19 protein-coding genes are annotated in these 21,955 nt (G+C 65.5%); 6 read left to right on the top strand and 13 right to left on the bottom strand.

Annotation, left to right across the window (positions count from 1 at the left end; all coding sequences use genetic code 11):
• Window positions 1-201 precede the first annotated feature (201 nt).
• Window positions 202-486: a TIGR03643 family protein gene (locus tag RMO51_RS12335; protein WP_310395209.1), complete on the top strand. Its 285-nt coding sequence runs from the start codon at window positions 202-204 to the stop codon at window positions 484-486.
• Window positions 487-503: 17 nt separating this feature from the next.
• On the opposite strand, the gene RMO51_RS12330 is transcribed toward RMO51_RS12335, so the two are convergent.
• The 3 genes from RMO51_RS12330 to RMO51_RS12320 form a co-directional block, all read right to left on the bottom strand.
• Window positions 504-2,840: a TonB-dependent receptor gene (locus RMO51_RS12330; protein WP_310395040.1), complete on the bottom strand. Its 2,337-nt coding sequence runs from the start codon at window positions 2,838-2,840 to the stop codon at window positions 504-506.
• A gap of 118 nt (window positions 2,841-2,958) precedes the next feature.
• Entirely contained in the window at window positions 2,959-3,363 is a 405-nt protein-coding gene (gene trxA / locus RMO51_RS12325) for a thioredoxin (protein ID WP_310395038.1), read from the bottom strand.
• A 48-nt stretch (window positions 3,364-3,411) separates the two neighbouring features.
• A complete protein-coding gene (locus tag RMO51_RS12320) occupies window positions 3,412-3,879 on the bottom strand; it encodes a hypothetical protein (protein WP_310395036.1) in 468 nt (155 codons plus the stop codon).
• Between the two features lie 166 nt (window positions 3,880-4,045).
• Between RMO51_RS12320 and RMO51_RS12315 the strand changes: the two genes are divergently transcribed.
• Window positions 4,046-4,375, top strand: a complete 330-nt coding sequence (locus RMO51_RS12315; protein ID WP_310395034.1) for an HNH endonuclease — start codon at window positions 4,046-4,048, stop codon at window positions 4,373-4,375.
• Window positions 4,376-4,415: 40 nt separating this feature from the next.
• Window positions 4,416-5,504 carry a DUF6687 family protein gene (locus RMO51_RS12310; protein WP_310395032.1) on the top strand — a complete coding sequence of 363 codons (1,089 nt, stop codon included), beginning with the start codon at window positions 4,416-4,418 and terminating at the stop codon, window positions 5,502-5,504.
• Between the two features lie 125 nt (window positions 5,505-5,629).
• On the opposite strand, the gene RMO51_RS12305 is transcribed toward RMO51_RS12310, so the two are convergent.
• The 8 genes from RMO51_RS12305 to RMO51_RS12270 form a co-directional block, all read right to left on the bottom strand.
• Window positions 5,630-9,346 (bottom strand): AAA family ATPase, encoded by a 3,717-nt coding sequence (locus RMO51_RS12305; RefSeq protein ID WP_310395031.1) that lies wholly within the window; start codon window positions 9,344-9,346, stop codon window positions 5,630-5,632.
• 86 nt (window positions 9,347-9,432) lie between these two features.
• A complete protein-coding gene (locus tag RMO51_RS12300) occupies window positions 9,433-9,903 on the bottom strand; it encodes a hypothetical protein (protein WP_310395029.1) in 471 nt (156 codons plus the stop codon).
• Between the two features lie 144 nt (window positions 9,904-10,047).
• Window positions 10,048-11,307 carry an exonuclease subunit SbcD gene (gene sbcD, locus RMO51_RS12295; protein ID WP_310395028.1) on the bottom strand — a complete coding sequence of 420 codons (1,260 nt, stop codon included), beginning with the start codon at window positions 11,305-11,307 and terminating at the stop codon, window positions 10,048-10,050.
• A gap of 102 nt (window positions 11,308-11,409) precedes the next feature.
• Window positions 11,410-11,571 (bottom strand): hypothetical protein, encoded by a 162-nt coding sequence (locus tag RMO51_RS12290; RefSeq protein WP_310395026.1) that lies wholly within the window; start codon window positions 11,569-11,571, stop codon window positions 11,410-11,412.
• An 11-nt stretch (window positions 11,572-11,582) separates the two neighbouring features.
• The gene (locus RMO51_RS12285; protein ID WP_310395025.1) at window positions 11,583-12,029 is read right to left on the bottom strand and encodes a DUF6934 family protein; all 447 of its coding nucleotides are present in this window, start codon (window positions 12,027-12,029) and stop codon (window positions 11,583-11,585) included.
• Window positions 12,019-12,372 carry a hypothetical protein gene (locus tag RMO51_RS12280; protein ID WP_310395023.1) on the bottom strand — a complete coding sequence of 118 codons (354 nt, stop codon included), beginning with the start codon at window positions 12,370-12,372 and terminating at the stop codon, window positions 12,019-12,021. The genes RMO51_RS12285 and RMO51_RS12280 overlap by 11 nt, the downstream gene beginning before the upstream one ends.
• A 73-nt stretch (window positions 12,373-12,445) precedes the next feature.
• The gene (locus tag RMO51_RS12275; RefSeq protein ID WP_310395021.1) at window positions 12,446-13,825 is read right to left on the bottom strand and encodes an MBL fold metallo-hydrolase; all 1,380 of its coding nucleotides are present in this window, start codon (window positions 13,823-13,825) and stop codon (window positions 12,446-12,448) included.
• Window positions 13,826-14,148: 323 nt separating this feature from the next.
• On the bottom strand, window positions 14,149-14,586 hold the full coding sequence (locus tag RMO51_RS12270) for a hypothetical protein (RefSeq protein WP_310395018.1): 438 nt from the start codon (window positions 14,584-14,586) through the stop codon (window positions 14,149-14,151).
• A 250-nt stretch (window positions 14,587-14,836) separates the two neighbouring features.
• Between RMO51_RS12270 and RMO51_RS12265 the strand changes: the two genes are divergently transcribed.
• Both RMO51_RS12265 and RMO51_RS12260 read left to right on the top strand, forming a co-directional pair.
• Window positions 14,837-16,417, top strand: coding sequence for an amino acid permease (locus tag RMO51_RS12265; RefSeq protein WP_310395015.1), 1,581 nt, complete (start codon window positions 14,837-14,839; stop codon window positions 16,415-16,417).
• 961 nt (window positions 16,418-17,378) lie between these two features.
• Complete coding sequence (locus RMO51_RS12260) at window positions 17,379-18,686, top strand: acyltransferase (RefSeq protein ID WP_310395013.1); 1,308 nt, start codon at window positions 17,379-17,381, stop codon at window positions 18,684-18,686.
• Between the two features lie 41 nt (window positions 18,687-18,727).
• On the opposite strand, the gene RMO51_RS12255 is transcribed toward RMO51_RS12260, so the two are convergent.
• Window positions 18,728-19,150 (bottom strand): hypothetical protein, encoded by a 423-nt coding sequence (locus RMO51_RS12255; RefSeq protein WP_310395011.1) that lies wholly within the window; start codon window positions 19,148-19,150, stop codon window positions 18,728-18,730.
• Between the two features lie 39 nt (window positions 19,151-19,189).
• On the bottom strand, window positions 19,190-19,399 hold the full coding sequence (locus RMO51_RS12250; protein ID WP_310395009.1) for a DUF2945 domain-containing protein: 210 nt from the start codon (window positions 19,397-19,399) through the stop codon (window positions 19,190-19,192).
• 218 nt (window positions 19,400-19,617) lie between these two features.
• Here RMO51_RS12250 and RMO51_RS12245 point away from each other — a divergent pair, with 218 nt between their 5' ends.
• Window positions 19,618-21,621 (top strand): RICIN domain-containing protein, encoded by a 2,004-nt coding sequence (locus RMO51_RS12245; RefSeq protein ID WP_310395007.1) that lies wholly within the window; start codon window positions 19,618-19,620, stop codon window positions 21,619-21,621.
• Window positions 21,622-21,955 lie beyond the last annotated feature (334 nt).

The following is a 21,955-nucleotide window of genomic DNA, read 5'->3' as shown; positions in this document are numbered from 1 at the left end:
CCGGAGAACGGATGCGGGTGGTTGGGGAGTTGAAAAAGCGCACGGGCCGGTGAAGGATTTCCGGGCATTCTTTAAAACGAAGGGTTCTAAATGCGTACCGCGTAAATCTTAATGCCGGCCCGCTGGTTTAGGTTCTTTGCAATCGGGGTCTTCGTGCCCGCCACGATAACCCCGGCCGGCCCCACCGTCGCTACCCGTGAAATGAGCAAACCAGAGTTGACCGAACAGGACATTGACCGCGTCATCGAAATGGCCTGGGAAGACCGCACGCCGTTTGAGGCCATACTGCTGCAGTTTGGGCTCAGCGAAACAGAGGTAATCAAGCTCATGCGGCGCGAAATGAAGGCTTCTTCGTGGCGAATGTGGCGGGCGCGGGTGCAGGGGCGGGCCACCAAGCACCGGGCCAAAAGCGCGGTCGACGACGCCCGCTTCAAGTCCACGCGGCAGCGCCCCATCACCTTCAATAAAATCTCCAAGCGAAAATAGACGGGGGCCGCCCGCCGCTAAAATCTGAAATTGTAGGTCAGCGAGGGGATGACGGGGAACAGCGACACCTGCTGGGCCTGGAAGCCGGTGATGCGTTCGTTGGCGTCTTCTATGGTTTCGAAGAACACGAAGTAGGCGTTGCGCCGGTTGTAGGCGTTGTAGATGCTCAGGGTCAGGTCCTGGTTGAGCCGCGACCCAATTTTGTACACCACGCCCAGGTCGAGGCGGTGGTAGGGGATGAGCTGGTACGAGTTGCGGTCGGGGTACACCGGCACCGGGCGCGGGTCGATGCCCGTGCGCGAGCCCGGGATGTCCTGGATGCCGAACCGGCCCAGCGGCAGCGTGGCGCGCCCGCCGGAAGTGTAGATGAAGCTGGCCGTGAGGTTGATGCGCTTGTTGAGCTGGTGGAGCAGCACCACGGTCAGGTTGTGGCGACGGTCGTAGTTGGGGTGGAAGTCGGCGCCGTTGTTCACGCCGGTGGTGCCGCGCTGGGGCTGAAAGTTGCGCCAGCTCCAGGCCAGGGTGTAGCCCACCCAACCGGTGGTTTTGCCGGTCTTTTTTTCCAGGTACACCTCGTTGCCGTAGCTCCAGCTGCGGCCGAAGATGAACTCGGTGTCCAGCTCGGGGTTGACGAACAGTTGGGCGCCGTCGCGGAAGTCAACCTGGTTGCGGCCCCACTTGTAGTACACCTCGTTGGTGAGCAGGTACTTGCCCTGGCCCAGCAGGAAGCTCGCCCCGCTGCTCAGCTGCTGCGAGCGCTGCGGCTTCACGCTCAACCGCGACGGGTACCAGATGTCCGTCGGCAGCGAAGCACCGGAGTTCGACACCAGGTGCACGTACTGGTACATCAGCGCGTAGTTGAGCTTGAAGGAGGTGCGGTCGTTGAACGAGTAGCGGGCCGCGGCGCGGGGCTCCAGCCCGCCGTACTGGTTGTTCCCGCTCCGAAAGCCGCTCAGCCGCAGGCCGCCTTCGAGCTGCAGCTTGTCGGTGGCCTTGTAGTTGTCGGACGCGTACAGGGCGCCGTCCAGGCCGTAGTACTTGACGTTGGCGCCAAAGTTGACGCGCCCGTCGCCGGAGTTGGCTTCGGCGCGGCCCACGCCAAAGACGTGCTGCGTGAGCACGGCCCCCGCCTTGAGCACGTGCCGGTCGTTGGGGGCGTACTCAAAATCCGTGCGGCCGGTATAGTCCCGGATGCTGGAGCCCAGGCCGAAGGTGAACTGGTCGAACCGGTTGGTCAGGTTGTATTTGTAGTCCGACACCGACACCGTGGTGTTGGCGAACAGCCGGGGCGAAAACACGTGGTTCCAGCGCAGCGAGCCGAGGGTGTTGCCCCAGTCAAAGGTAAAGTTGAAGCCGTTCGGGCTGTTGAAGCCGAACACGTCGCGCCCCAGGTAGCCGGTTAGAAACAACTGGTCTTGCTCGCCCAGCGTGTAGTTGGCCTTGGCGTTGAGGTCGTAAAAGAAGTAGTCGGGGATGGGGTCGTAGTCGGGCTTGCCTTCGTTGGCCTTATTGAGGGCCCGCGTGAACACGTCGAAGTACGTGCGCCGGCCCGACACGATGAACGAGCCCTTGCCCTTGTTGATGGGCCCCTCGTAGGTGAGCCGCGACGAAATCAGCCCCACGCCGCCCGTGGCCACGTAGTTCTGCCGGTCGCCCTCGCGCAGCTTCACGTCCACCACCGACGAGAGCCGCCCCCCGAACTGCGCCGGAAACCCGGACTTGTACAGGTCCACGCTCTGCACGGCGTCGGAATTAAACACCGAGAACAGCCCGAACAAGTGGTTGGGGTTGTACACCAGGGTGTTGTCGAGCAGCACCAGGTTTTGGTCCGACGAGCCGCCACGTACAAACAGGCCGCTGGTGCCCTCGCCGCCGCTCTGCACGCCGGGCTTGAGCTGCAAGGTCTTCAGGATGTCCACTTCCCCAAACAAGGCCGGCAGCAGCTTGGCCTCCCGGATGCTGAGGTGTTCGACGCCCATCTGGGTGGTCTTGAGCTTCTGCTCCAACGTCACCGCACCTTCCACAATCACCTCGCCCAGCTCGTTGCCGCTTTCTTCCAGCGCGAGGTTGAGGCGCTGGTTTCTGGTCAGGTTCACTTCGCGGGTGAATTGCTGGTAGCCCACAAAGGCCACCACCACCTGGTGCCGCCCCGCCGGCAGGCTCAGCACAAACCGCCCGACCGAGTCGGCCGCCGTGCCGGTGCTGAGCGCGGGCACGGCCACGCTGGCCCCGGGCAGAACCTCGCCGCGCCCTCCGCGCACCGTGCCGCTGAGCGTGAACCGAGGGGCCTCCTGGGCCCGTGCCGGGCGCAGGAGGCCCAGCCCCAGCAGCAGCCCCGGCAGAATATGTCGCAAAGGAGAAGGGGTACGCATGAAGTCCTAATCGGGGGAATAAAAAGGCAACGGCCTTTCCAACGCCCATCCCGGCCAGATAGTTTATGAGTTGCCCCTGCTCCGAAAAATCACCGCCCGCTCAGCTCACAAACGGCCGGAGGGCCTCCCCGATTTGGGCGGCGGCCACCACGCCCGCCTGCCGCCACACCGGCTGGCCCCGATGAAACAGAATCAGCGTTGGAATGCTTTGCACGCGGTATTGCTGGGCCACGGCCGCGTTGCGGTCCACGTCAATCTTGATGATGCGCAGCTTGCCCCCGTGCTGGGCCGCCACCTGCTCCAAAATAGGGGCCATGGTCTTGCAAGGGCCGCACCACGTGGCATAAAAATCGACCAGCACGGGCATGCCGGGGCTGTTGATGAGCTCGGAGAAGGACTTGCGGGGCACGGCGGTAATGGGGGAAGAAAACCGCTGGCGGTACTCGGGCACCGCGCCACGCCAGCGGACGGGGGCGCAGGCACTAAACGCAAAAACCCGGCGCAAGGCCAGGTTTCTGGTGGTCGTGAACGTAATAAATAAAACGCCGGGGGCCTATTCTTTTTCTTTCTCTTTGTTGATAATCGTAACATCGTTGCCGACGGAAGGAAACTCGAACTTTCCGCCCACTGCCTTCACGCCCTTCACCCGGCATTCCCAGGTGTAGCTGCCGGGCGTGGCGGCGGCGGCTTCCCCGGTTTCCGCCTTGAAATACTCAGAATCCGTTGGCTCGGTGGGAAAGAGCACGTCCACCCCGCTTTGGCCTTTGGTGATTTCTTTCACCAAAAAATAATCCTTGCCGGTGCGCTCGCTGTGCACGATGAATGTGGCCGTGTAGGGGCCCAGTTGGCCGTATTTGTCCAGCACCCCGAGCTTGATTTGGGCCGTGGTGCTCACCATCCAGGTTTGGGCCCCGGCCCCGGGTGCCGCGCCGCACAGCAAGAGCAGCACGAACACGCCCTTCACCCAGCCGGGCAAGGAAATTCGTTTGAGCGCATGCGAAGAGGGTACAGATGTTATCACGGTGAGTAAAACAAAAAGGTGAAATGCTAATTAATGAAGACTAAAGTAATGCAACAAAGCGCAATGTATGCCAAGATAATACGTTTTCAAGGAATCCGCAACTTGCGCTAAGCTGTCATTGTTGGCCGCTCAGTCAAACCACGTACCAATTCTTTTTTTGCAGCGCATGGCAAGGCAACGCCTGCGGTCCGCCGGATGGCCGCCCACAACTCCACCGCCCGCGGCCGCGCCGCAGTGCGGCCTCTGCGAGCGGGCCGTGCAGGCCACCTCCCGCCACCACCTGGTGCCCCGCGAGGAAGGCGGCCGCTTTGGCCCCACCGTGGACCTGTGCCAGCCCTGCCACAGCAGCGTGCACCGCTTTTTAAGCAACCGCAATATCGCCCGGCACTATCCTTCCGTCGAGGCGCTGCGGGCGGCCGAAGAGCTGCAAACCTACCTGCGCTGGATTCGCAAGCAGCGCGTGGAGCGCATCGTGAACCGGCGCGGCGGGGGCTGATTCCTGGCCGCCGCCGGGCAAGCAGCCAAACTTTACCCCCATGAACCGCTATTTCGTGCCCTTTGCGCAGCTCCGGCAGCAGCCCACCGTCGTCGTCGACAGCGTGGGCAACGGCGCGGCCCTGACGCTGGCGCACTGGCGCGGCGCCGCAACGCCTGCGTTCCTGCGCGACGACACCAGCGCCGGCTCCGTGCTCCGGGCCCTGCGACAAGCAGCCATCCCCGGCATGGCGGCCCCGGCCGTGACGGCCAACCATTTTGATGTGGACGGCTTTGTGGGCGTGTGGGCAATGCTGAACCCGGAACTGGCCTTGCAACACGAAGTCCTGCTGCGCCGCGCGGCCACGCTGGGCGACTTTCGGGAAATTGATTGGCTGCATCCATCAGCCGACCACGCCTTGCAGCTGGTGTGTTGGCTGAATGCGGAAGAAAAGGCGCGGTTCTACGAGCCGTTCGGGGCCCCCGCCCGGAAGCGCCGGGAGGACGAAGCCTCGGCTGAGAAGTTTGCGTGGTTTCTGCCGCGCTTTGCCGAAATGCTGACCCACCCCGCCGCTGGCCGCGCCGCCTGGCAGCCTGAATTCGACCGGGTGAAGCGTGCCGCCGCTGCCCTGCGGGGGCCGCTCACGAAACGGCAGGACTACCCCGAAATCGGCTTGGTGGTCATCCGCACCCCGGAGCCCGGGCCGTACTACGCGCTGTTTGGGCCCACCGCGGGTTTCGACATCGTGCTGAGCCTGTACGGCGGCGGGCGCTACGAGCTGGAGTACAAATACACCACCTGGGTGGACCTCGAAAGCCGGCCCACGCTCCCGCGCGTGGCGCTGGCCCCGTTGGTGGCGCGCCTGAACAGCCTGGAAACCACTGGTCGGCGCTGGGCCGCCGACGGCATCACCGACACCGGCCCGCTGCTGCGCCTGGCGGGCCAAAAGCTCACCAAAGCCGGGCGCTACGCCGACCCCGACGGCCGGCCGATTTACCCTTCCTCCATCACCCCAGAGTTGGTGGAACAAGAGGTGGTGGCTTTTTTTCGGGCTGCTTACGCGGGTACTGCGCCTCGAAAATACTGGACTTGGCCCGAAATAAAATCTGTCGGGCCGGCCCAGCCCCAGCCCCCGAAGCACATGGCCTAATGCGGGGACGGCGCCGCTTGGCAGCGCACGAAAAAATCGGCCAAAAGCAAGCGGATTGCTCGTTAGTTAGCTTCCTGTTTGTGGCGATGCTGACAACTGACAACTGACAACTCGTTTGCTTTTGGCTACGGCGTGGCGCAGCTGGTTTCGTCGCCGCGCACGTCCACGACGTGCACGGTGCTGTTGCCGCCCGCCCCGGGCCGTATCCGAATCTGGGTGCCGATGCGGTCCTTGAGGTCGGAGACGTGGGAGATGATGCCAATCATCTTGCCCGAGTGCTGTAGGCGTTCCAGCGCGTCGAGGGCCGTATTGAGGGCGTCGGGGTCGAGGGTGCCAAATCCTTCGTCAATGAACAGCGACTCGATGCGGGCCTTGTGGCCCGCCAGCTCGCTCAGGCCCAGGGCCAGGGCCAGGCTCACCAGGAAGCTCTCGCCGCCCGAAAGCGAGGCCATGGGGCGTACCGTATCGGCCTGGTCGTGGTCGATGATTTGCAGCTCCAGGTTGCGGTAGGGCGTTTTGAGGATGGTGTAGCGGCCGGTAAGCTGCCGCAGCCGCAGGTTGGCCAGCCGGGCCAAGTGCGTGAGCGTGAGGCCCTGGGCAAACTGGCTGAACTTGTCGCCCCGGGCCGAGCCGATTTGCTCGCTGAGGTCCTGCCAGCGCTGTTCCTCCAGTTGGCGGCGCAGCAGCTCCTGCAGCCCGGCCGCCTGCTGGGCGCGGGCGGCATCGTCCTGAGCCAACTGGTTGCTCACGGCGCCCAGTCGCTGCTGCAGCGTGTCGTCGGCGGCCGAAAGGGCGTGGAGCTGGGCGGTGAGCTCGGCGGCGGTGTGCGGCGTGAGGCCGGCCTCGGCGTGGCGGAGGAGCTCGGCGCCCAGGTCGGTGAGACGGCGGGCGGCGGCCGCGCGGGCCGTGAGGTGGTCTTGCCGGCGCTGGTGCAGCCGTTCGGCCTCGGCGGGGGGCAGCAGCAGGGCGAGGGCTTCGGCGGGCGTGGCCAGGCCGGCCGCGGCCAGGGCCGCGGTCAGCTCAGCCTGGCGTTGGGCGTGGGCGGTGCGGTGCGCGGCCAGCTGGGTTTGCAGCGCGTCGAGGCCACTTTTTCCGATGGCCAGGGCCTGCTGCTGGTCGGCTAGCTGGGTTTGGCTCAGCTGCAGGGCGGTGGTTAGCTGCTGGCTGGCCAGGCGCAGCTGCTCGGCCGCGGCTGCGGGGTCGGGGCCAGGGTAGTGGGCCTGCCGGGTGGCCTGCTGCCGGGCGATGGCGTGCTGCTCCGCATCCAGCGCGGCGGCGGCGGCGGCCAAGCGGGTGGCGTCTTGGGCCAGGGCTTCGTGCCGGGTTTTGTGCTGGCTGCTTTTTTCCAGCAGGGTGTGGCCGAGCGCCGTCAGGTTGCTGACTTGGGCCTCGTAGTTGTCGGCCCGCTCGCGCAGCGTGACCAGGAGGCCGTCGTAGGGCGGCCAGGCGGGCAGCGCCAGCTGGTGGGGCTGAAGCAACTCCCGAATGGTGCCTTCGAAAACAGCCGCCTGCTCTTGCCAGTAAACCAATTCGTCGGCGAGCTGGTCCAAGTCTTTTTCAGCCGTGGCCTGCCGCTCCACCAGCCGCGGAATTTCCCGCTGGGCACCCATCGCGGCTTCCCCGGCTTGCAGGTATTTCTCGCGCAAATCCGCCAGCTTTTCATCGAGCACGGCCAGACGGCGGCGGTCGGCGGCGGCGGCGGCCTGCCGGATGGTGGCCTCGGCCAGCAGGGCCTGCACGGCGGCCGGGTCGGCGGGCTGGGCGGGGACGGGCACCAGCGCGGCCGCCAGCGCGGCGGCTTGCTGGCCAGCGGCTTCGGCCGCCGCCGCCGCTTCCCGGCGGAGCTGCTGGCGCTGGCGCTGCTCGGTCTGGCGGCGGGTGCAGGCGCTGGTGGCGCGGCGCAGCTCCTCGTCCAGGGCGGTGAGGGCCAGCTGCTGCCGGGCCACGCGCTGCTCCTGCTCGTCGGCCTCCGCCGTGAAATCAGCGGCCAAAGCGTGTTCCAGCGCGCCGCAGAGGGGGCAGGGCTGGCCGGGCAGCAGGTGCTGGCGGTGGGCGTTGAGGTCGGCTAGGGCCTGCTGGGCACGCAGCTCGCGGCGGTAGCTGTCCAGCAAGTGCTGGCCGTCGGCACGGCGGGTTTCGAGGTGGCCCACGGCGGTTTCGGCCGCGGCCAGGGCCGGGGCTTCGGCGGCAATTTGCCCGGCCAGGGCTTCGGCGCGGGTGCGCTGCTCGCGGGCAGTTTCGGCCTTGGGCAGCAGTTGTTGCAGGGCTTGCAGCCGGGTGGTGAAGTCGTCGGCCCGCTGGGCCAGGGCGGCGGCCGTGGTGCCGCGCAGCAGCGCGTCGCGCTCGGTGCGGCAGGGCTGCCCCTCGTCCTTGATGGCCTGCTGACGGGCCAGCGCCTCGGCTTCAAGGCTTCGCTGGCGGAGCAGGTCGGTGGCGGCCGCGCCTTGGGTTTTGCGCCCCTCGCTTCGGCGGGCTTCGCGGGCAGCCAGCTCTTTTTGCGCCCCTTGCAGGTCAATGATTTCGCGGTCCAGCGCGAGGACCTGGTTTTTCAGGTCGATTTCGGCGCTGTGACCGATGAGCCAGCGGTCGAGCGCGGCGGTTTGGCTTCGCAGCTCCTCCACCTCGCGGGCCAGGTGGGCCAGCCCCGCTTCTGCTTGCTGGTGGTCGTGTTGGTTTTGGAGGTAAGTGTCGCGCTGCAGGCTTAACTGGTGCCGGGCGGCGGCTATTTCCGCGTCCTGTTGCTGAGCTTTTTGGAGCAGCGGGCGCAGGCGGTTTTCGTCCGCCAGCGCGGCGGCCCGAGCGGCCGTGGCGCCCGCGTGGGCCGTGGCAGCCGCGGCGGCCGCCGCGGCCAGCCGGGGCAGGGCCTGCTCCAGTTCCTGCCGCTTCGTTTCGTCGCTGCTCAGCTCCTTCTCGGCGGCTTCGGCCAGGGCCAGGGGCGTGGCCAGCGCGGCGGCGCGGGCGTGGTCGTTGAGTCGGGAAAATTCGGGCTGCAGGGCTTCATCGTCCCGGCGCAGCCGTTCCACTTCGCGGGCGGAGTCGGTCAGCTGCCGGTCAAGCTGGTCGAGGATGGTGCGCCAGGTCAGGCCCACGGTCAGCTCCTGCTGTTCGAGGTGGTGGTCTTCGGCCTGCTGGTGCAGGGCGTCGAGCTGGGTTTCCAGGGCCGTGCGCTCGTCTTCCGAGAGCAGGCGGGTGGCGTCGAGCTTGGCGCGCAGCAGCCGCGTTTTCAGCTCTTCCTCCTTGGCCTTCTCAAACGCCGCCACCGACAGCCGGGAGTAAATGCCCACGTTGGTCATCTTCTCCAGCAGGGCGCTACGCTCTTTTTCGGGCGCGTGCAGGAAGCGGGCAAACTTGCCCTGGCTCAGCAGCACCGACTGTTCAAACTGCCCAAAATCGAGCCCCGACAGCTCGCCCACCCGGGCGGGCACGGCTTCCTTGCCGCTGGTTATGGCCTCGCCCGAGGAGCTGCTTACCAGCGTCATGGCGTCCTGGCCGAGGCCGCCCTTGTCTTCGCCGCGGGTTTTGCGCTTCACCTCCCAGCGCGAGCGGTAGCGCACCCGGTCCACCGCGCCGGTGTCGGGGTTGGTTTCGTGCACCTCAAATTCCACCTCCGAAAATGCGTCCTTGGCGTGGCGGCTCACCATCTCGCCCACCTGGCGGTCGTGGCGCGGCACCCGGCCGTAGAGGCCCACCGAAATGGCGTCGAGCAGCGTGCTTTTGCCTGCCCCCGTGGGGCCCGTAATGGCAAAGAGCCCCGTGTCGGCCAAGGGCGTGGCATCGAAGCGAATGAGGAACGGTCCGGGCAGCGAGTTGAGGTTAGCGAAGCGGACGCTGATAATCTTCATGGGATAAAATTATGCCCGCGCCCACCAGGCGCTTGCTGGCGGGGCGGGCGTAGGATAGGAACAGGTAAGGAAGGCGAGCCGCCGGGCTACTTGGCCGGGGCCGGGACGGCGGCCGTGCGCTGGCGGCGCGCATCTTCGGCCAAATAGAACGTGGCCTCTTGCTGGTAGGGCCCCAGGTCCCAACGCGACTGTGCCCGGGCCAGGTTCACAATGGCCGTCTGGATGTCCGTGCGCTGCGCCGGCGTGCACAGGGCGCTGGTCGAGTCGGCCAGCAGCGCGGTGTGGAAGCGGTCGAGCTGGGTTTCCACGGCCGTCACCTCGGCGGCGCCTTTTTTGGGCAGCTGGTCGGCCGGGGTGCGCTGCATGGGGAACGCCTGGCCGCGGTAGGTGCTGGTGCTGGCGGCTTGTTTGGCTTGGGCATCCTTGTTGCGGGCCGCCATGCGCGCCGCGCCGATGCCCGCCGTGATGCCGTGAACGAGGTTGGCCTGGGCCCGGGCTTCGGCAGCCGCTCCGAGCAGGGTGGCGAGTGCGATGATGGGTACTAAAATCTTCTTCATGCAGGTAAGAGGTAAACGAGTTGTCAGTTGTTTGTTGTCCGTTGTCAGTTAGATATTTATCAAGGGGCTAACAACTGACAACTACTGCCCGACAACTTAAAAATAGCGGTAAAAAAGCAGGGCTGCGGCCGAGAATCCCTGGCTTTACTCGGCCGCGCCGCCCCAGGCCAGCGGGTCGGCCTCGGTCAGCAGTTGGCGAAGCTCGCCGAACGTGGCGGTGAGGGCCGCGGCCCGCTCGGGCGGCAGGCCCCCCACCCGGCGGCTGAACACCTCTTCCACCGTCAGCTCATGCAGCAGGGTCAGCGGCGTAGCGTCCAGGGCCAGGTCGGGCAGTTGGGTGGCGCGCTGGTGGCGGGCGCCGCGCGGGGCCAGCACCTGAGCTTTTTGCAACTGGAGCACGGCCTGCACCCGGCGCTGCACCTCGGCGGGGGCTTCGTCGGAGCGCACCAGCACGTCGGCCCAGGCCACCAGCGGGAAGGCCGCGTTGTCGTAGGCCAGGATGTCGGCTTCCACCTCCTCCAGCGTGCCGTGGAAGCGTTGCAGCCGCCGGGCTACCGGCACCGGGAGCGCCGTGATGGCGGGCGCGCCGGCCCCGCGGAATTCGAGCAGCAGCACCTGCTGGCGGTCGTCGGCCTCGGTGAACGAGAGCGGTACCGGCGAGCCCGAGTAGCGGATGTGGGCCCGGCCGCCCACCACCTGTGGGCGGTGCAGGTGGCCCAGGGCCACGTAGTCGAAGGCGGCCGGGAAGTGCTCGGCGCCCACCAGTCCCAGCCCGCCGATGTGCACGTCGCGCTCGGCGCCCTCGCGGGCCTCGCCGCCGGCCGCGTAGAGGTGGCCGGTGGCCAGCACGGGCACGTCCTGTTCGCGCAGCCGCCGCACCGCGTCGAGTTCGGCCAGGGCGGCGTAGTGCCCCGCGATGCTCTGGCGGATGCGCAGCTGCCGGTCGTCGGGTGTTTCGCCGGCCACGGCCAGGCGAATGTCGCGGTCGCGCAGAAATGGCACGGCGCACACCACCAGCCCGGGCCGGCCCTCGGGCCCGGCGAGGGGCAGCACTTGCTCGGCCAGGTCGCTGGGCACGCCGCCCACCACGTGGATGCGCAACTGCCGCAGCAGTTGCCGCGAGGCGTTGAGCATGGTGGGCGAGTCGTGGTTGCCGCCCACCACCACAATGTCGCGGCAGCCGGTAGCCTGCATCTTCACCAGAAAGGTGTAGTACAGCTCCTGGGCCGTGTACGACGGCGTTTGGGTGTCGAAAATATCGCCGGCAATCACCAGCGCGTCAATGCCCTGGTCCTGCACCGTGAGCAGCAGCCACTCCAGAAAAGCCTGCTGCTCGGTGGTGCGTTCCTGGCCCGTGAGGAAGTGTTGGCCGAGGTGCCAGTCGGCGGTGTGAAGGACGCGCATGGGGTAGAGTTAATCTCAAAGGTACCCAGGCGGTGAGGAATGAAGAAAGCCCCGGTGAGAGGTGCCGGGGCTTTTAACAGTCTGTAATCAGGCCATAGGTATTTAGTCTCGCTGTCGCTTGGCCGGCAGCTTGGCCGTCTTCAGCATCTCGTTCGCCTTGGCTAGCTTGGCAGGAAAAAGTATTTTATCCCGGTACGGCTCCAAAGAAGCGTCGATGCGCACGATAGGAGCTTTGCGACTGTTGAGTTCTGCTATCGTTTTCATAACGAGGTAAGTTAGTCAAACTTTCGTTGGGCCAGAAATCCGCTGTATTCTCGACCAATTTCAAATTCGTGGAAATCGTCACCTACTTGCCCGAACAGGTAGAAGTCCGTTTTTATTTCATCGTAAAAGCGGGTGATGCCCATTCGATAAAGGCGCGTTCTGGCACGGGTGCTGCCAGTAGCGTAGACGAAGGAATCAGGGTACTTAGCAAAAAAGGCATACAAAGCAGAAACTACAGTGGCTAAAATCTTCTCACTGTCGCCATTATTTGAAATGGCCAAGTCATTAATTTCAACCAAACCGGCTTGTTTATCACCAAAAGCTAAATTGTAAACTCCCGGCTCGTTGGTTTCTTGAAAATGAATCAGCTTGCGAATATTTCCGTTGGGCCCTTCGCTGATGAATTCAAAAACGGTCAGGCTACTTTCTGCTTTTAGCGCATACTTGTCAATGTTCATCTACCAGTCTTAAATCAATCATATTCTCAACACCAGGTAAGTTGAATGGGGGGCTTCGTGGCTGATTGCCAGCCTTTTTCAAGGCTATTTGAATAATTTGACGAATGATAAAAGGTGTTATGAGAAGCTGCTGTTTTGTTGCATAGCCTAGATGTTTCCCGGTTGGAGTGCGAAGCTCTCCAACGATTTTACTATGATAATCAAATACAGTTGTCAATAGCTGTCCTACATTGTCCAAAGGCGCAATGGAAAGGCTAATCCAGCCATCATTTCCAGTAGCACTCCAAGCATAGCGAAAGTTGTCAACGGTAATTTTCCGAAGCCCTTTTTTAGGTAAGGCCATGCCAGCTTGGGGTATGACAGATGTGCTTTCTCTGGTTGATGCTCTTGCCTCTGAAGCTGCCCTTTGTAGTTTCTCAATGCACCGCCTGCTTCTGAAACTCCAGCACGGCCTCGCCCAAGTCCAGCACTTCCACGCCGGGCAGCGCATTTTGCACAATGCTGGCCCCGGCCGCCGAGCGGTAGCCGCCGGCGCAGTGCACCAGCACGGGCTTGTCGGTCGGGATTTCGTGGGCCCGCTCGCGCAGCTCGGGCAGGGGAATGAGGAGGGCGGTTTCGAACACCGGTACCTGGGCTTCGGTCCGGTTGCGGATGTCGACGATGGTGTAGCCTTCGGGGTGCTCCCGGACGCGGGCCACGTCCACGGCGGGCGAGGTGGCCGTGGCCGCGGCAGGGGCCAGCAGCGCGCCCTTGATATTGCCTTCGTACCCAATTTTGGCCGTTTTGCGGACCACGGTGTCCAGCGCAATTTTGGAATCGGCGAGCAGGTAAAACGGCTCCTTGGGCCCGACCACCGAGCCCAGCCAGGTTTCGAACTTGCCGCCGTCCTGCAGATTGATGGCGCCCGGCAGGTGGCCGGCGCGGAACTTGGCGGCGGGGCGGGTATCAATGAGTAATACGCCGGATTCCAGCGCGGCGGCGCTGCCGGGGTGCGGCACGGCCCGGATGCTGTCCTCGAAGCTGGGGGCGCCCAGCCGGTTGAGGGCCACGTCGTGGCCGAAGTATTTGGGTACGAAGGGCTGGTCTTCGAGCAAGACCTTGATGAACTCGGCCTGCGACATGGGCTGCAAGGCGTAGTTCGTCTTTAATTCCTTGGCAATGGTGCTGTCGAGGTCGGGGCTGGTGGTTTTGCCGCAGAGGCTGCCGGGGCCGTGGGCGGGGTACACCTTGGTGCTACCCGGCAGGGTCATGAGCTTGTTGCGAGTGCTTTTGTAGAGCTGAGCGGCCAGCTCCACGCGGTTGTGGCCGCCCGCGGCTTCTTCCTCGCGCAGGTCGGGCCGGCCCACGTCGCCCACAAACAGCGTGTCGCCGGTGAAGATGGCGCGGCTCTGGGCCAGCTCGTCGAGCAGTAGGATGCTGATGCTGTCGGGCGAGTGGCCGGGGGTGTTGATGGCGTGCAGCTCCACGCTGCCTAGCACAATCCGGTCGCCGTCGTCGAAGTTGCGGTGGGGGTACTTGGCGCCCATCAGCCGGCTACAGTAGATGGTGGCTTCGGTTTCCTGCGCAATTTCCAGGTGCGACGACACGAAATCGGCGTGCGGGTGGGTTTCAATCACGGCGATGATGTCGGCCTCGTGCTCGTCGGCAAAGTCGTAGTAGGGCTGGGGGTCGCGGCCCGGGTCGATGACGACCACCTGGCGGCCGCAGCGCACGGCGTAGCTGGCGTGGGCCAGGCCCTTGTCGTAAAACTGCTGGATTTGCACGGCCGAAGCCGTGCTACTGGGGAGGGGAGGCATGGGGCAGGGCATCGGGGCGAAAGGCGAAGCCACCGACTAGGCCAAATATAAGCAAGCCACCGCCTGCAGCCGGCCCGGCTCCGTCTAATACCCAATACCCAAAAAGCTTCACGTGGTCCACGGCTTCGCCACCCGGCGGGGGCGAGGCTTGCGGTGGCTGGCGCCGGCCCGGCGGTTGGGCTTTCGCTTCGGCCGTGCCTGGCGTGCTTGGCCTGGGAGTGGTCGCGGTGCTCGTCCTTCATTTGAGCCAGCCCGGCGTGCTGCTCCGGCGTCAGCCCGCTCTTGTCGATGAGCGGGCCTTTTTTTGCCTGCCAAGCCGGGGGCTACTCGGTTGCTTTCAGGCGCTGGCCGTTGGCGCGCTGCTCGCGCAGGTTGTCGCGGCGGTCGTCCTTCAACTGGTCAAACTTGGCGTACTGCTCGGGCGTGAGCACGGCCTTGATTTGAGCGTCGTACTTGGCCTGGGTGGCTTTGAGCTCCTTGCCCACGCCCGGACGGCGGCCTCCCCCGCCAAGCTGGCCCCGGAAGGCCTGCAACTCCTGGCGCTGAGCCAGCAGGATGGGCCGGAGCTGGGCTTGCTGGTCGGCCGAAAGGCTCAGCTCCTTGGCCAGGTACTGGGCCCGGCGGTCGGCTTGCTGGTCGGGCGACTGGGGCTGGCCCGCGCCGGGTTGGGCCGGCGCGGCAGGGCTGGCGGCGGGCGCCTGGGCAAAACTGCTGGTGACGGAAGCCGCCACCACGGCAAGTAACAAGAGGGACTTTTTCATGGCGAGTTGAAAAGATTAAAACGCGGGCTTGGATGCCGGAAACGGCGCCGGGTTTAAGCGCGCCAGGGCCCCGGGTATTTTCCCGGCGCCGTCGGTATTCCCGACCCCAAGCGGCTTCGGCGTGAATTTGCTGCCTATATTTCGGGCCCTCCGCTGCCCTGGCCGCCCAATTCTGTACTTGGTGAGCAGGCGGCGGTTCCGTTTAATCGGTCGTTTTATTTCACACCTCTTCCTTCTTTACAGCTAACACATGGCAAGTATTTTCGCCAAAAAACCACTGGCCGTGCTCCTGGGCGAGGCCAACTCTTCCGGGCACGGCGCGCTGAAGCGCACGCTGGGGGCCGGCAACCTCGTGGCGCTGGGCGTGGGCGCCATCATCGGGGCCGGCCTGTTTGTGCGCACTGCCAACGCGGCGGCCCAGGCCTCGGGTCCGGGCGTCACGCTGGCCTTCATCCTGGCCGCGTTCGGCTGCGTGTTTGCCGGCCTGTGCTACGCCGAGTTTGCGGCCATGATTCCCATCGCCGGCTCGGCCTACACCTACGCCTACACCACCATGGGCGAGTTTGTGGCCTGGGTCATCGGCTGGGCCCTGATTATGGAGTACGCGCTGGGCGCGGCCACCGTGAGCATTGCCTGGAGCGAGTACCTGAACAAGCTGCTGGAAGTCTTTGGCACCCGAATACCGTACAACCTGAGCCACTCGCCCTTCGAGCACGCGCTGGTCAACGGCGTGGACACCTACGGCTTCATCAACCTGCCCGCGCTGCTCATCATCGTGGCCCTGAGCCTGCTGCTGGTGAAAGGCACGCAGGAATCGGCGCTGTTCAACGCCGTGGTGGTGGTGCTGAAGGTGCTCATTGTGATTGTGTTCATCGCCGTGGGCTGGCAGTTCGTCGACCCGGCCAACCACACGCCCTACCTGATTCCGGCCGACGCCGTGGTGAAAAACGCCGCCGGCGAGGTGGTACGCACCTACGAGGGCTGGAACAAGCACGGCCTGGGCGGCATCATCGGCGGGGCGGGCATTGTGTTCTTCGCCTTCATCGGCTTCGACGCCGTGAGCACGGCCGCGCAGGAGGCCAAAAACCCCAAGCGCGACATGCCGATTGGTATTCTGGGCTCGCTGGCCATTTGCACGGTGCTCTACATTCTGTTCGGGCACGTGCTGACAGGCGTGGCCAACTGGCGCGAGTTTGCCGACCCGGCCCTGGGCGGCGAGGCCAGCGTGGCCTACGCCATCCGGGCGCACATGCCCGGGTTCGAGTGGCTGGCCACGGCCGTGACGGTGGGCATCCTGCTCGGCTTCACGTCGGTTATCCTGGTGATGCTCATGGGCCAGAGCCGCGTGTTCTTCTCCATGGCCAAGGACGGGCTCATGCCCAAAGCCTTCTCCGAGCTGCACCCCAGGTTCAACACGCCCTACAAGTCCAACCTCATGCTGATGGTGTTCGTGGGCTTGTTTGCCGCGTTCGTGCCCGGCTCGCTGGCCGGCGACCTCACGTCGTTCGGCACCTTGCTGGCCTTCGTGCTGGTGAGCATCGGGGTGTGGATTATGCGCCGCTCCGACCCCGACCAGCCCCGGCCGTTCCGCTCGCCGCTCTCCTCGCCCAGCTTTCCGTTGGTGCCCATCATGGGGGCCATCGTGTGCACCCTGCTCATTATCGGCCTCGACGCCTTCACCCTGCAAGTGGCCGTGGGCTGGATGCTGCTGGGCTTCATCGTCTACTTCATCTACGGCCGCGGCAACTCCAAGCTGCAGCAGGGCATCGTGGTGGTGCCCACGGAGATGGAAGAGCAGGCATTCATTACGCCCGATAAGGATAACCGGTAGCCTTGGCCCCGTCGCCAATGAAAGCCAAAAGCCCCGCTGGTTACAACCAGCGGGGCTTTTGGCTTTCAATAACCGCCGCCGGAGCTGTTTCCCAGGCGGAGCACGGGGGGTAGAGGCGCATCCTTGCGGCTCGTCGTCCGCGTCGTTCCCCCTGTGCTCGTTCAACGCCGAACGGCAAGGAGTGCGTCTCTACCGTGCTCCGGCAGCCTACACTGGTTGTGATTCCGCGGCAAGCGCTTGCGGTGAGTCAAGCGCTTGTGGTGAGTTAAAAGTGAAGAGTTAATTACTCGTCCAACAGTAAACGAGTTGTCAGTTGCTCGTTGTTTGTTGTTAGTCAGTTGTTTATCAAGTAGCTAACGACTGATAACTACTGTCTGAGGATTTAAAAGGTAGACGGGTTTTTTTCGCTTTTGACTCTCTGCTTTTCATTTCATTCCAGTTGGCATCCGGGCGTCGTCCCGACCGGGCCCGCGTCCGAAATGCCCGTGGGCCGTGAGCGAGCAGAGCCGTTTCGTTTCTCCGCGCCCGCCGCCCCGTGGGGCAAGAAGGGCCGCCGGCCGCCGTAGCCGTCCAGCAGGAAAGTGCTGCAACTGAGGTTTGGGTTGAAGTAGTCCAGGTTCAGCCTGTGAAACACAGCGTAGACATACAGCACCAGCAAGCTGATGCGGGCGAAGGGCGCCCAGGACTCGAAGAGAGCCAACCGGCCGAACCGGCCGAACCGGCCGGGGCTGCGGGGAGGGTGGAGAGCGGGGCCGTGAGCAGGAGCGGAGTCGCCAAATGCAGCGAGCGAAACGCATGTTAATATAAAAATTACTTACTTTAGTGAAACTCAACGGAACGGCCGTCCGGGGGCTTTGGCCGCGAAGCCCCGGCAAGACCGCGCCTCCGGGCCGGCGCGCGGCCTTGCCGCCCGGCGCCGGGGCCCGGCCATTTCGTTCACGCTTTCTACCCCCGGTCGCCGTTGTTTCACCCTGCCAATCCCGCCCGGCGCCCGGAGGAGCGCCTTCCTCCGTTTCTGAGCCAGAAGCTGCGGTTTTGGTCGTTGGCGGCCATGCTGTCGCTGGCCTACGTGCACGCCTACAACCTGCACCCGCACTACCTCCAGCCCTGGACCGAGGTGGCAGAGCCGCTGACGCCCGCCACCTGGGTCCAGTACTTTCTGGCGAATGGGCTGCTGCGCTTTCGCATCCCCCTGCTGTTCGCCATCTCCGGCTACCTTTTTGCGCACCGCGCCGGCACCGCGCCGCACCTGGCCCGGGTGTGGCACCGGGTGCGCACGCTGGGGGTTCCGTTTCTGGCTTGGAGCGCCCTGGGCATGGGGCTGGCGTGGGCGCTGGAGCAATTTCCGGGCACCCGGCAGTTGGTGCTGGCGGCCGGGCTCGACCGGTTCGGGCCCGACGCGCCGCTCGTGAGCGCCTACTCGCCCGAGCAGGTGCTGCTTTGCTGGCTGCTGGTGCCGGTGCCGTTTCAACTGTGGTTCATTCGGAGCCTGCTGGTTTACAGCCTGTGCTACCCGTGGCTGCGGGCCGCCGTCGACCGGGTGCCGCGCCTGTATTTTGGCCTGGTGGCGCTGCTGTGGCTCACGAACTGGCACCTGCCGGTGGTGCCCCTGCTGGAAGGCAGCGGGCTGTTGTTTTTCGCGCTGGGCGTGTGGCTGCGGGGCCGCCACTTCGATGCCCTGGCCGTGCCGGGCTGGTTCCGGCCGGGGCGGTTCCTGGCGCTGTGGCTGGCCCTGCTGGTGGGCAAAACCAGCCTGGCTTTTTACCCGCAGGTGCTGCCCGCCCCGGCGCTGGTGCTGGCACTGCTGCACAAAGCGGCCGAAGCGGTGGGCGTGCTCACCCTCTGGTTCGGGGCCGACGGGCTGGTGCGGGCGGCCATGCGCCGGGCGTGGTTCGTCTGGCTCACGGGGTTCTCGTTCTTCCTCTACGCCGCCCAGGAACCCTTGCTGAGCTATGCCACCCAGGGGGCGCTGCGCTGGTGGCCGGAGTGGCCGCTGCTGGTGTTTGGCCTGTTGCCGGCGGCGGTGCTGGCGGCGCTGGTGCTGGCGGCGGCCTTGCTTCGGCGCGTGGCCCCGGCCCCCTACGGCGTGCTGACGGGCGGCCGCGGCCCGGCCCGGCCCGCTGCCACCGCCGGCTTTTCGGGCCCGCGTGAAGCACAACGGGAAGGCGGCGAACTAAATAAGCGGCTGCCGGGCGCGGAAGTCAGGAAAAAAAACGGTGCGTCACAGCTGGCGCAGCCGGGGCGTAAAGTGAGGCGGCCTGGCCGGTAGCGGGGCGAGCCGGCCGCCGGGACCACGTCGGCGGCAGGAGTTCACGGGCTGGTGCGGAAGGTGTCGAGCCAGTCGAGGGCCATTGCTTCCTCGGTAAACAGGCCGGTCCGAAAACCAGGCACGAACAGCCCCGGGGAGTCGGGGGTGCTGTTGCGGGCCTGAAACTCGCGCCAGAAGCGGGGCTGGGCCACAAAGGCCAGGCAGGGAACCCGGCCCAGCACCTTGGGCACGCGGGGCAGGAAGTCCTCCACTAGCCACTGGAATAGGGCCGGGGGACGAATGTTTTCGTCGGCCCGGCCGTCGAGCAGCCAATAGGGACAGTCGTGTTCCTGGGCCTGGGCCAGCAGCAGTTCGCAAGCTTCCGTGAACTCCGTCGCCGTTAGCGGGCGCAGCACGAGGCCCCGGATGAGCGGGGGCTGGGCCTGGTAATGCACGGAGTAGTAATGCGGCATCAAGGAAAGCATTGCGGCTGGACAGGCGAAACAATAGGGCCGGCAATATATTTAATTCGCTGCCTTCACCTCGCTTTGTAGTTTGAGCACCCGGTCGCCGTTGTCTTGCACGATGACCAGGGCCGGGTCCTCGGCCGAGCCGTTGCGGTGAACCTCGGTGCCTTTGATGGTTCGGGCCACCGGCTCCTTGTGAAGCGACTCAATTTTGCCTGTGGCCGTGCCCGTGCCGTATTTCCAGGTGACTTTGGTGCCTTTGCGCATGGTTATTCGTGAGAAGTTTGAAAAATCAGGGGCTTTATTCTTGCTTACTACCAACGGGCCTGCGTTGTTGCCTGCGCCCGGGCCGCCGCCGGGCCGGCGCCGGGGCGCGCGCGGCCGGACACTTCACCTTTCCCGCCGTTCTTTTGCGTAATTCACCCACGTGCGCTCTTTCTCGGCGCGCCCCCCTGATGTTTCGATTGCTGCCGCTGCTTCTGCTATTGCCCTTGCTTGCCCCCGCCCAAACCCCGTTCGTGCCCGACGAGCGGGCCTTTTACGGCGTGATTAACCGCGGCAGCGGGCGCTGCCTCGACGTGGCCAACGCCAGCACCACCAGCGGCGCGCCCGGCGTGCAGTGGGAATTTACCCACGCCAACAGCCAGCAGTGGCGCTTCGTGCCGCTGCGCGCCGGCAGCGAGTACTACCGCATCGAGGCCCGCCACAGCGGCCAGTGCCTCACCCTGAGCAAGGCCGGCGAAAACGCGGCTTTGGTGCAGCGCCCCTTCCAGGGCAGCGCCGAGCAGCAGTGGCGCCTGGTGCCGGCCGGCCCGCTGGGCAGCTTCCAGCTCGAAAACAAGAGCGAAGGACTAACCGCGGCGCTGGCCGGCGCCGATAAATTCAACGGCACGCCGGTGCTGGCCCAAAAGGCCAACGGGCGGGCCAGCCAGCAGTGGCGCCTGTTCCGGCTGCGCCTCAACGTGCTGGAAGGGCCGGCCCCGTTCGGCGCGCCCCAGCCGCTGGCCGGCCCCGTGAACTCGCCCGGCAACGAGGTGCACCCGCTGCTGAGCCCCGACGGCAACACGCTCTACTTTGCGCGCACCAAGTTTGCCGGCAACGTGGAGGGCAGCACCGAATCCGGCGACGCCTGGCTGAGCCACAGCCCCGACAAGGGCCAGAGCTGGGGCCCGCCCGAGCGCCTCGACGCCATCAACACCCCCCAGAACAACGAGGTGGTGGCCGCCATTGGCGAGGACTTGTTTTTGCGCGGCACCTACGAAACCGGCGGCTTCCGCGACGAGGGCCTGAGCGTGGTGACGCGCGCGGCGGCCACCAACGGCTCGGCCAAGGGGGTGCGGCCGGCGCCGGTGGCCATCCCCAATTTCTATTCGGCCACGCCGGCTACGGGATTTTTCAGGAGCTCGACCACCGGGCCGGACGACCCGCTGCTGCTGCTCTCGCTGGAACGCGGCGACTCCGAAGGCAGCAACGACCTCTACCTGTGCCGCCGCAATGCCAGCAACGCCTACACCGAGCCCCTCAGCCTGGGCCCGGTGCTGAACTCGCCCGGCTTCGACTTTGCCCCCTGGCTGGCGCCCGATGGCAAGACGCTGTACTTCGCTTCCTACGGCCACATGGGCTACGGCTCGGCCGATATTTTTGTGAGCCAGCGCCTCGACAACACCTGGACCCGCTGGAGCGAGCCCCGCAACCTGGGCCCGGCCCTGAACGGCCCCGGCTTCAACGCCTACCTGACGCTCACGCCCGACGGCAAGACGGCCTATTTTTCGTCCTCGGCCACGGCCAACGGCACCAAGGACATTTACCGCACGGGCCGCGCCGCGCCCGCCGACTCGCTGCCGGCGCCGGTGGCCGCGGTGGTCACGGAGGCCTCGGCCCGGGCCTTCGTGAGCGGGCGCGTGCTGGACGCCCGCACCCGCCAGCCGGTGCCGGGCGCCGTGGTGAAGGCCAACCTGCTGGCCAACGCCGCGGGCACCCAGTTCAACGCCACCAGCCGGGCCGACAACACGGGCGGCTACCAGATGTCGCTGCTGCCGGGCCGGTACTACCTCGCGGCCACCGGCGGCGGCTTCCTCACGGTGAGCGACACGCTGGTGGCCCGCGGCTCGCCCCGGCGCGACCTGCTGCTGCTGCCCGCCGCCGTGGGGGCCACGCTGGAGTTGCCCACCATCATCTTCGCCCAGGGCAAAGCCGGCCTGCTGGGCTCCTCTTTTACGGAGCTGAACCGCCTCGCCATTACGCTGCAGGCGAACCCGGGCACAGAGGTACGCCTCGAAGGCCACACCGATAACGTGGGCCCGGCCGACAAAAACCAGCAGCTTTCCGAAGACCGGGTGGCCGAGGTGAAGCGTTACCTCGTGGGCCGGGGCGTGGGGGAAAAGCGCATCACCACCGTAGGCTTTGGGGGCTCGAAACCCAAGTTCGGCAACGAGCGCGAAGAAACCCGCCGCCTGAACCGCCGCGTGGAGCTGGTGATTGTGAAGTAGGTTCTGGGAGAGTGTTGCGCGCCTTTGGCGCGGTTGCGCAAGTACCTGCACTCGTCCGCCCCGCAGGGGTCCCGTGAGGTTCCGCCGGCCGCGCCATAAACGGGACCGGAGAACCGTGTTAGGTTGGGAGTTTCTTGCCTAACCCAAGTTGCGGACCCATCCGGTCAAGCCTACGCGGGGCGGCAGGTCGGTAGCCCGCAACGTGGGTTGTCTGGGAACCCCGCCAAACGGCCGGTTTCAGCGAAACGATTTTCGCCGAAACCGGCCGTTTGGCGTTTGTCCGAAATTTATTTCGGGTGGCACCCCGCGTAGGAGGCTGGAAACGCGGTTGGCG

The sequence above is a fragment of the Hymenobacter sp. genome, assembly GCF_031398885.1.
Lineage (GTDB): Bacteria > Bacteroidota > Bacteroidia > Cytophagales > Hymenobacteraceae > Hymenobacter.
This window is presented reverse-complemented; position numbering and strand designations above follow the sequence as displayed.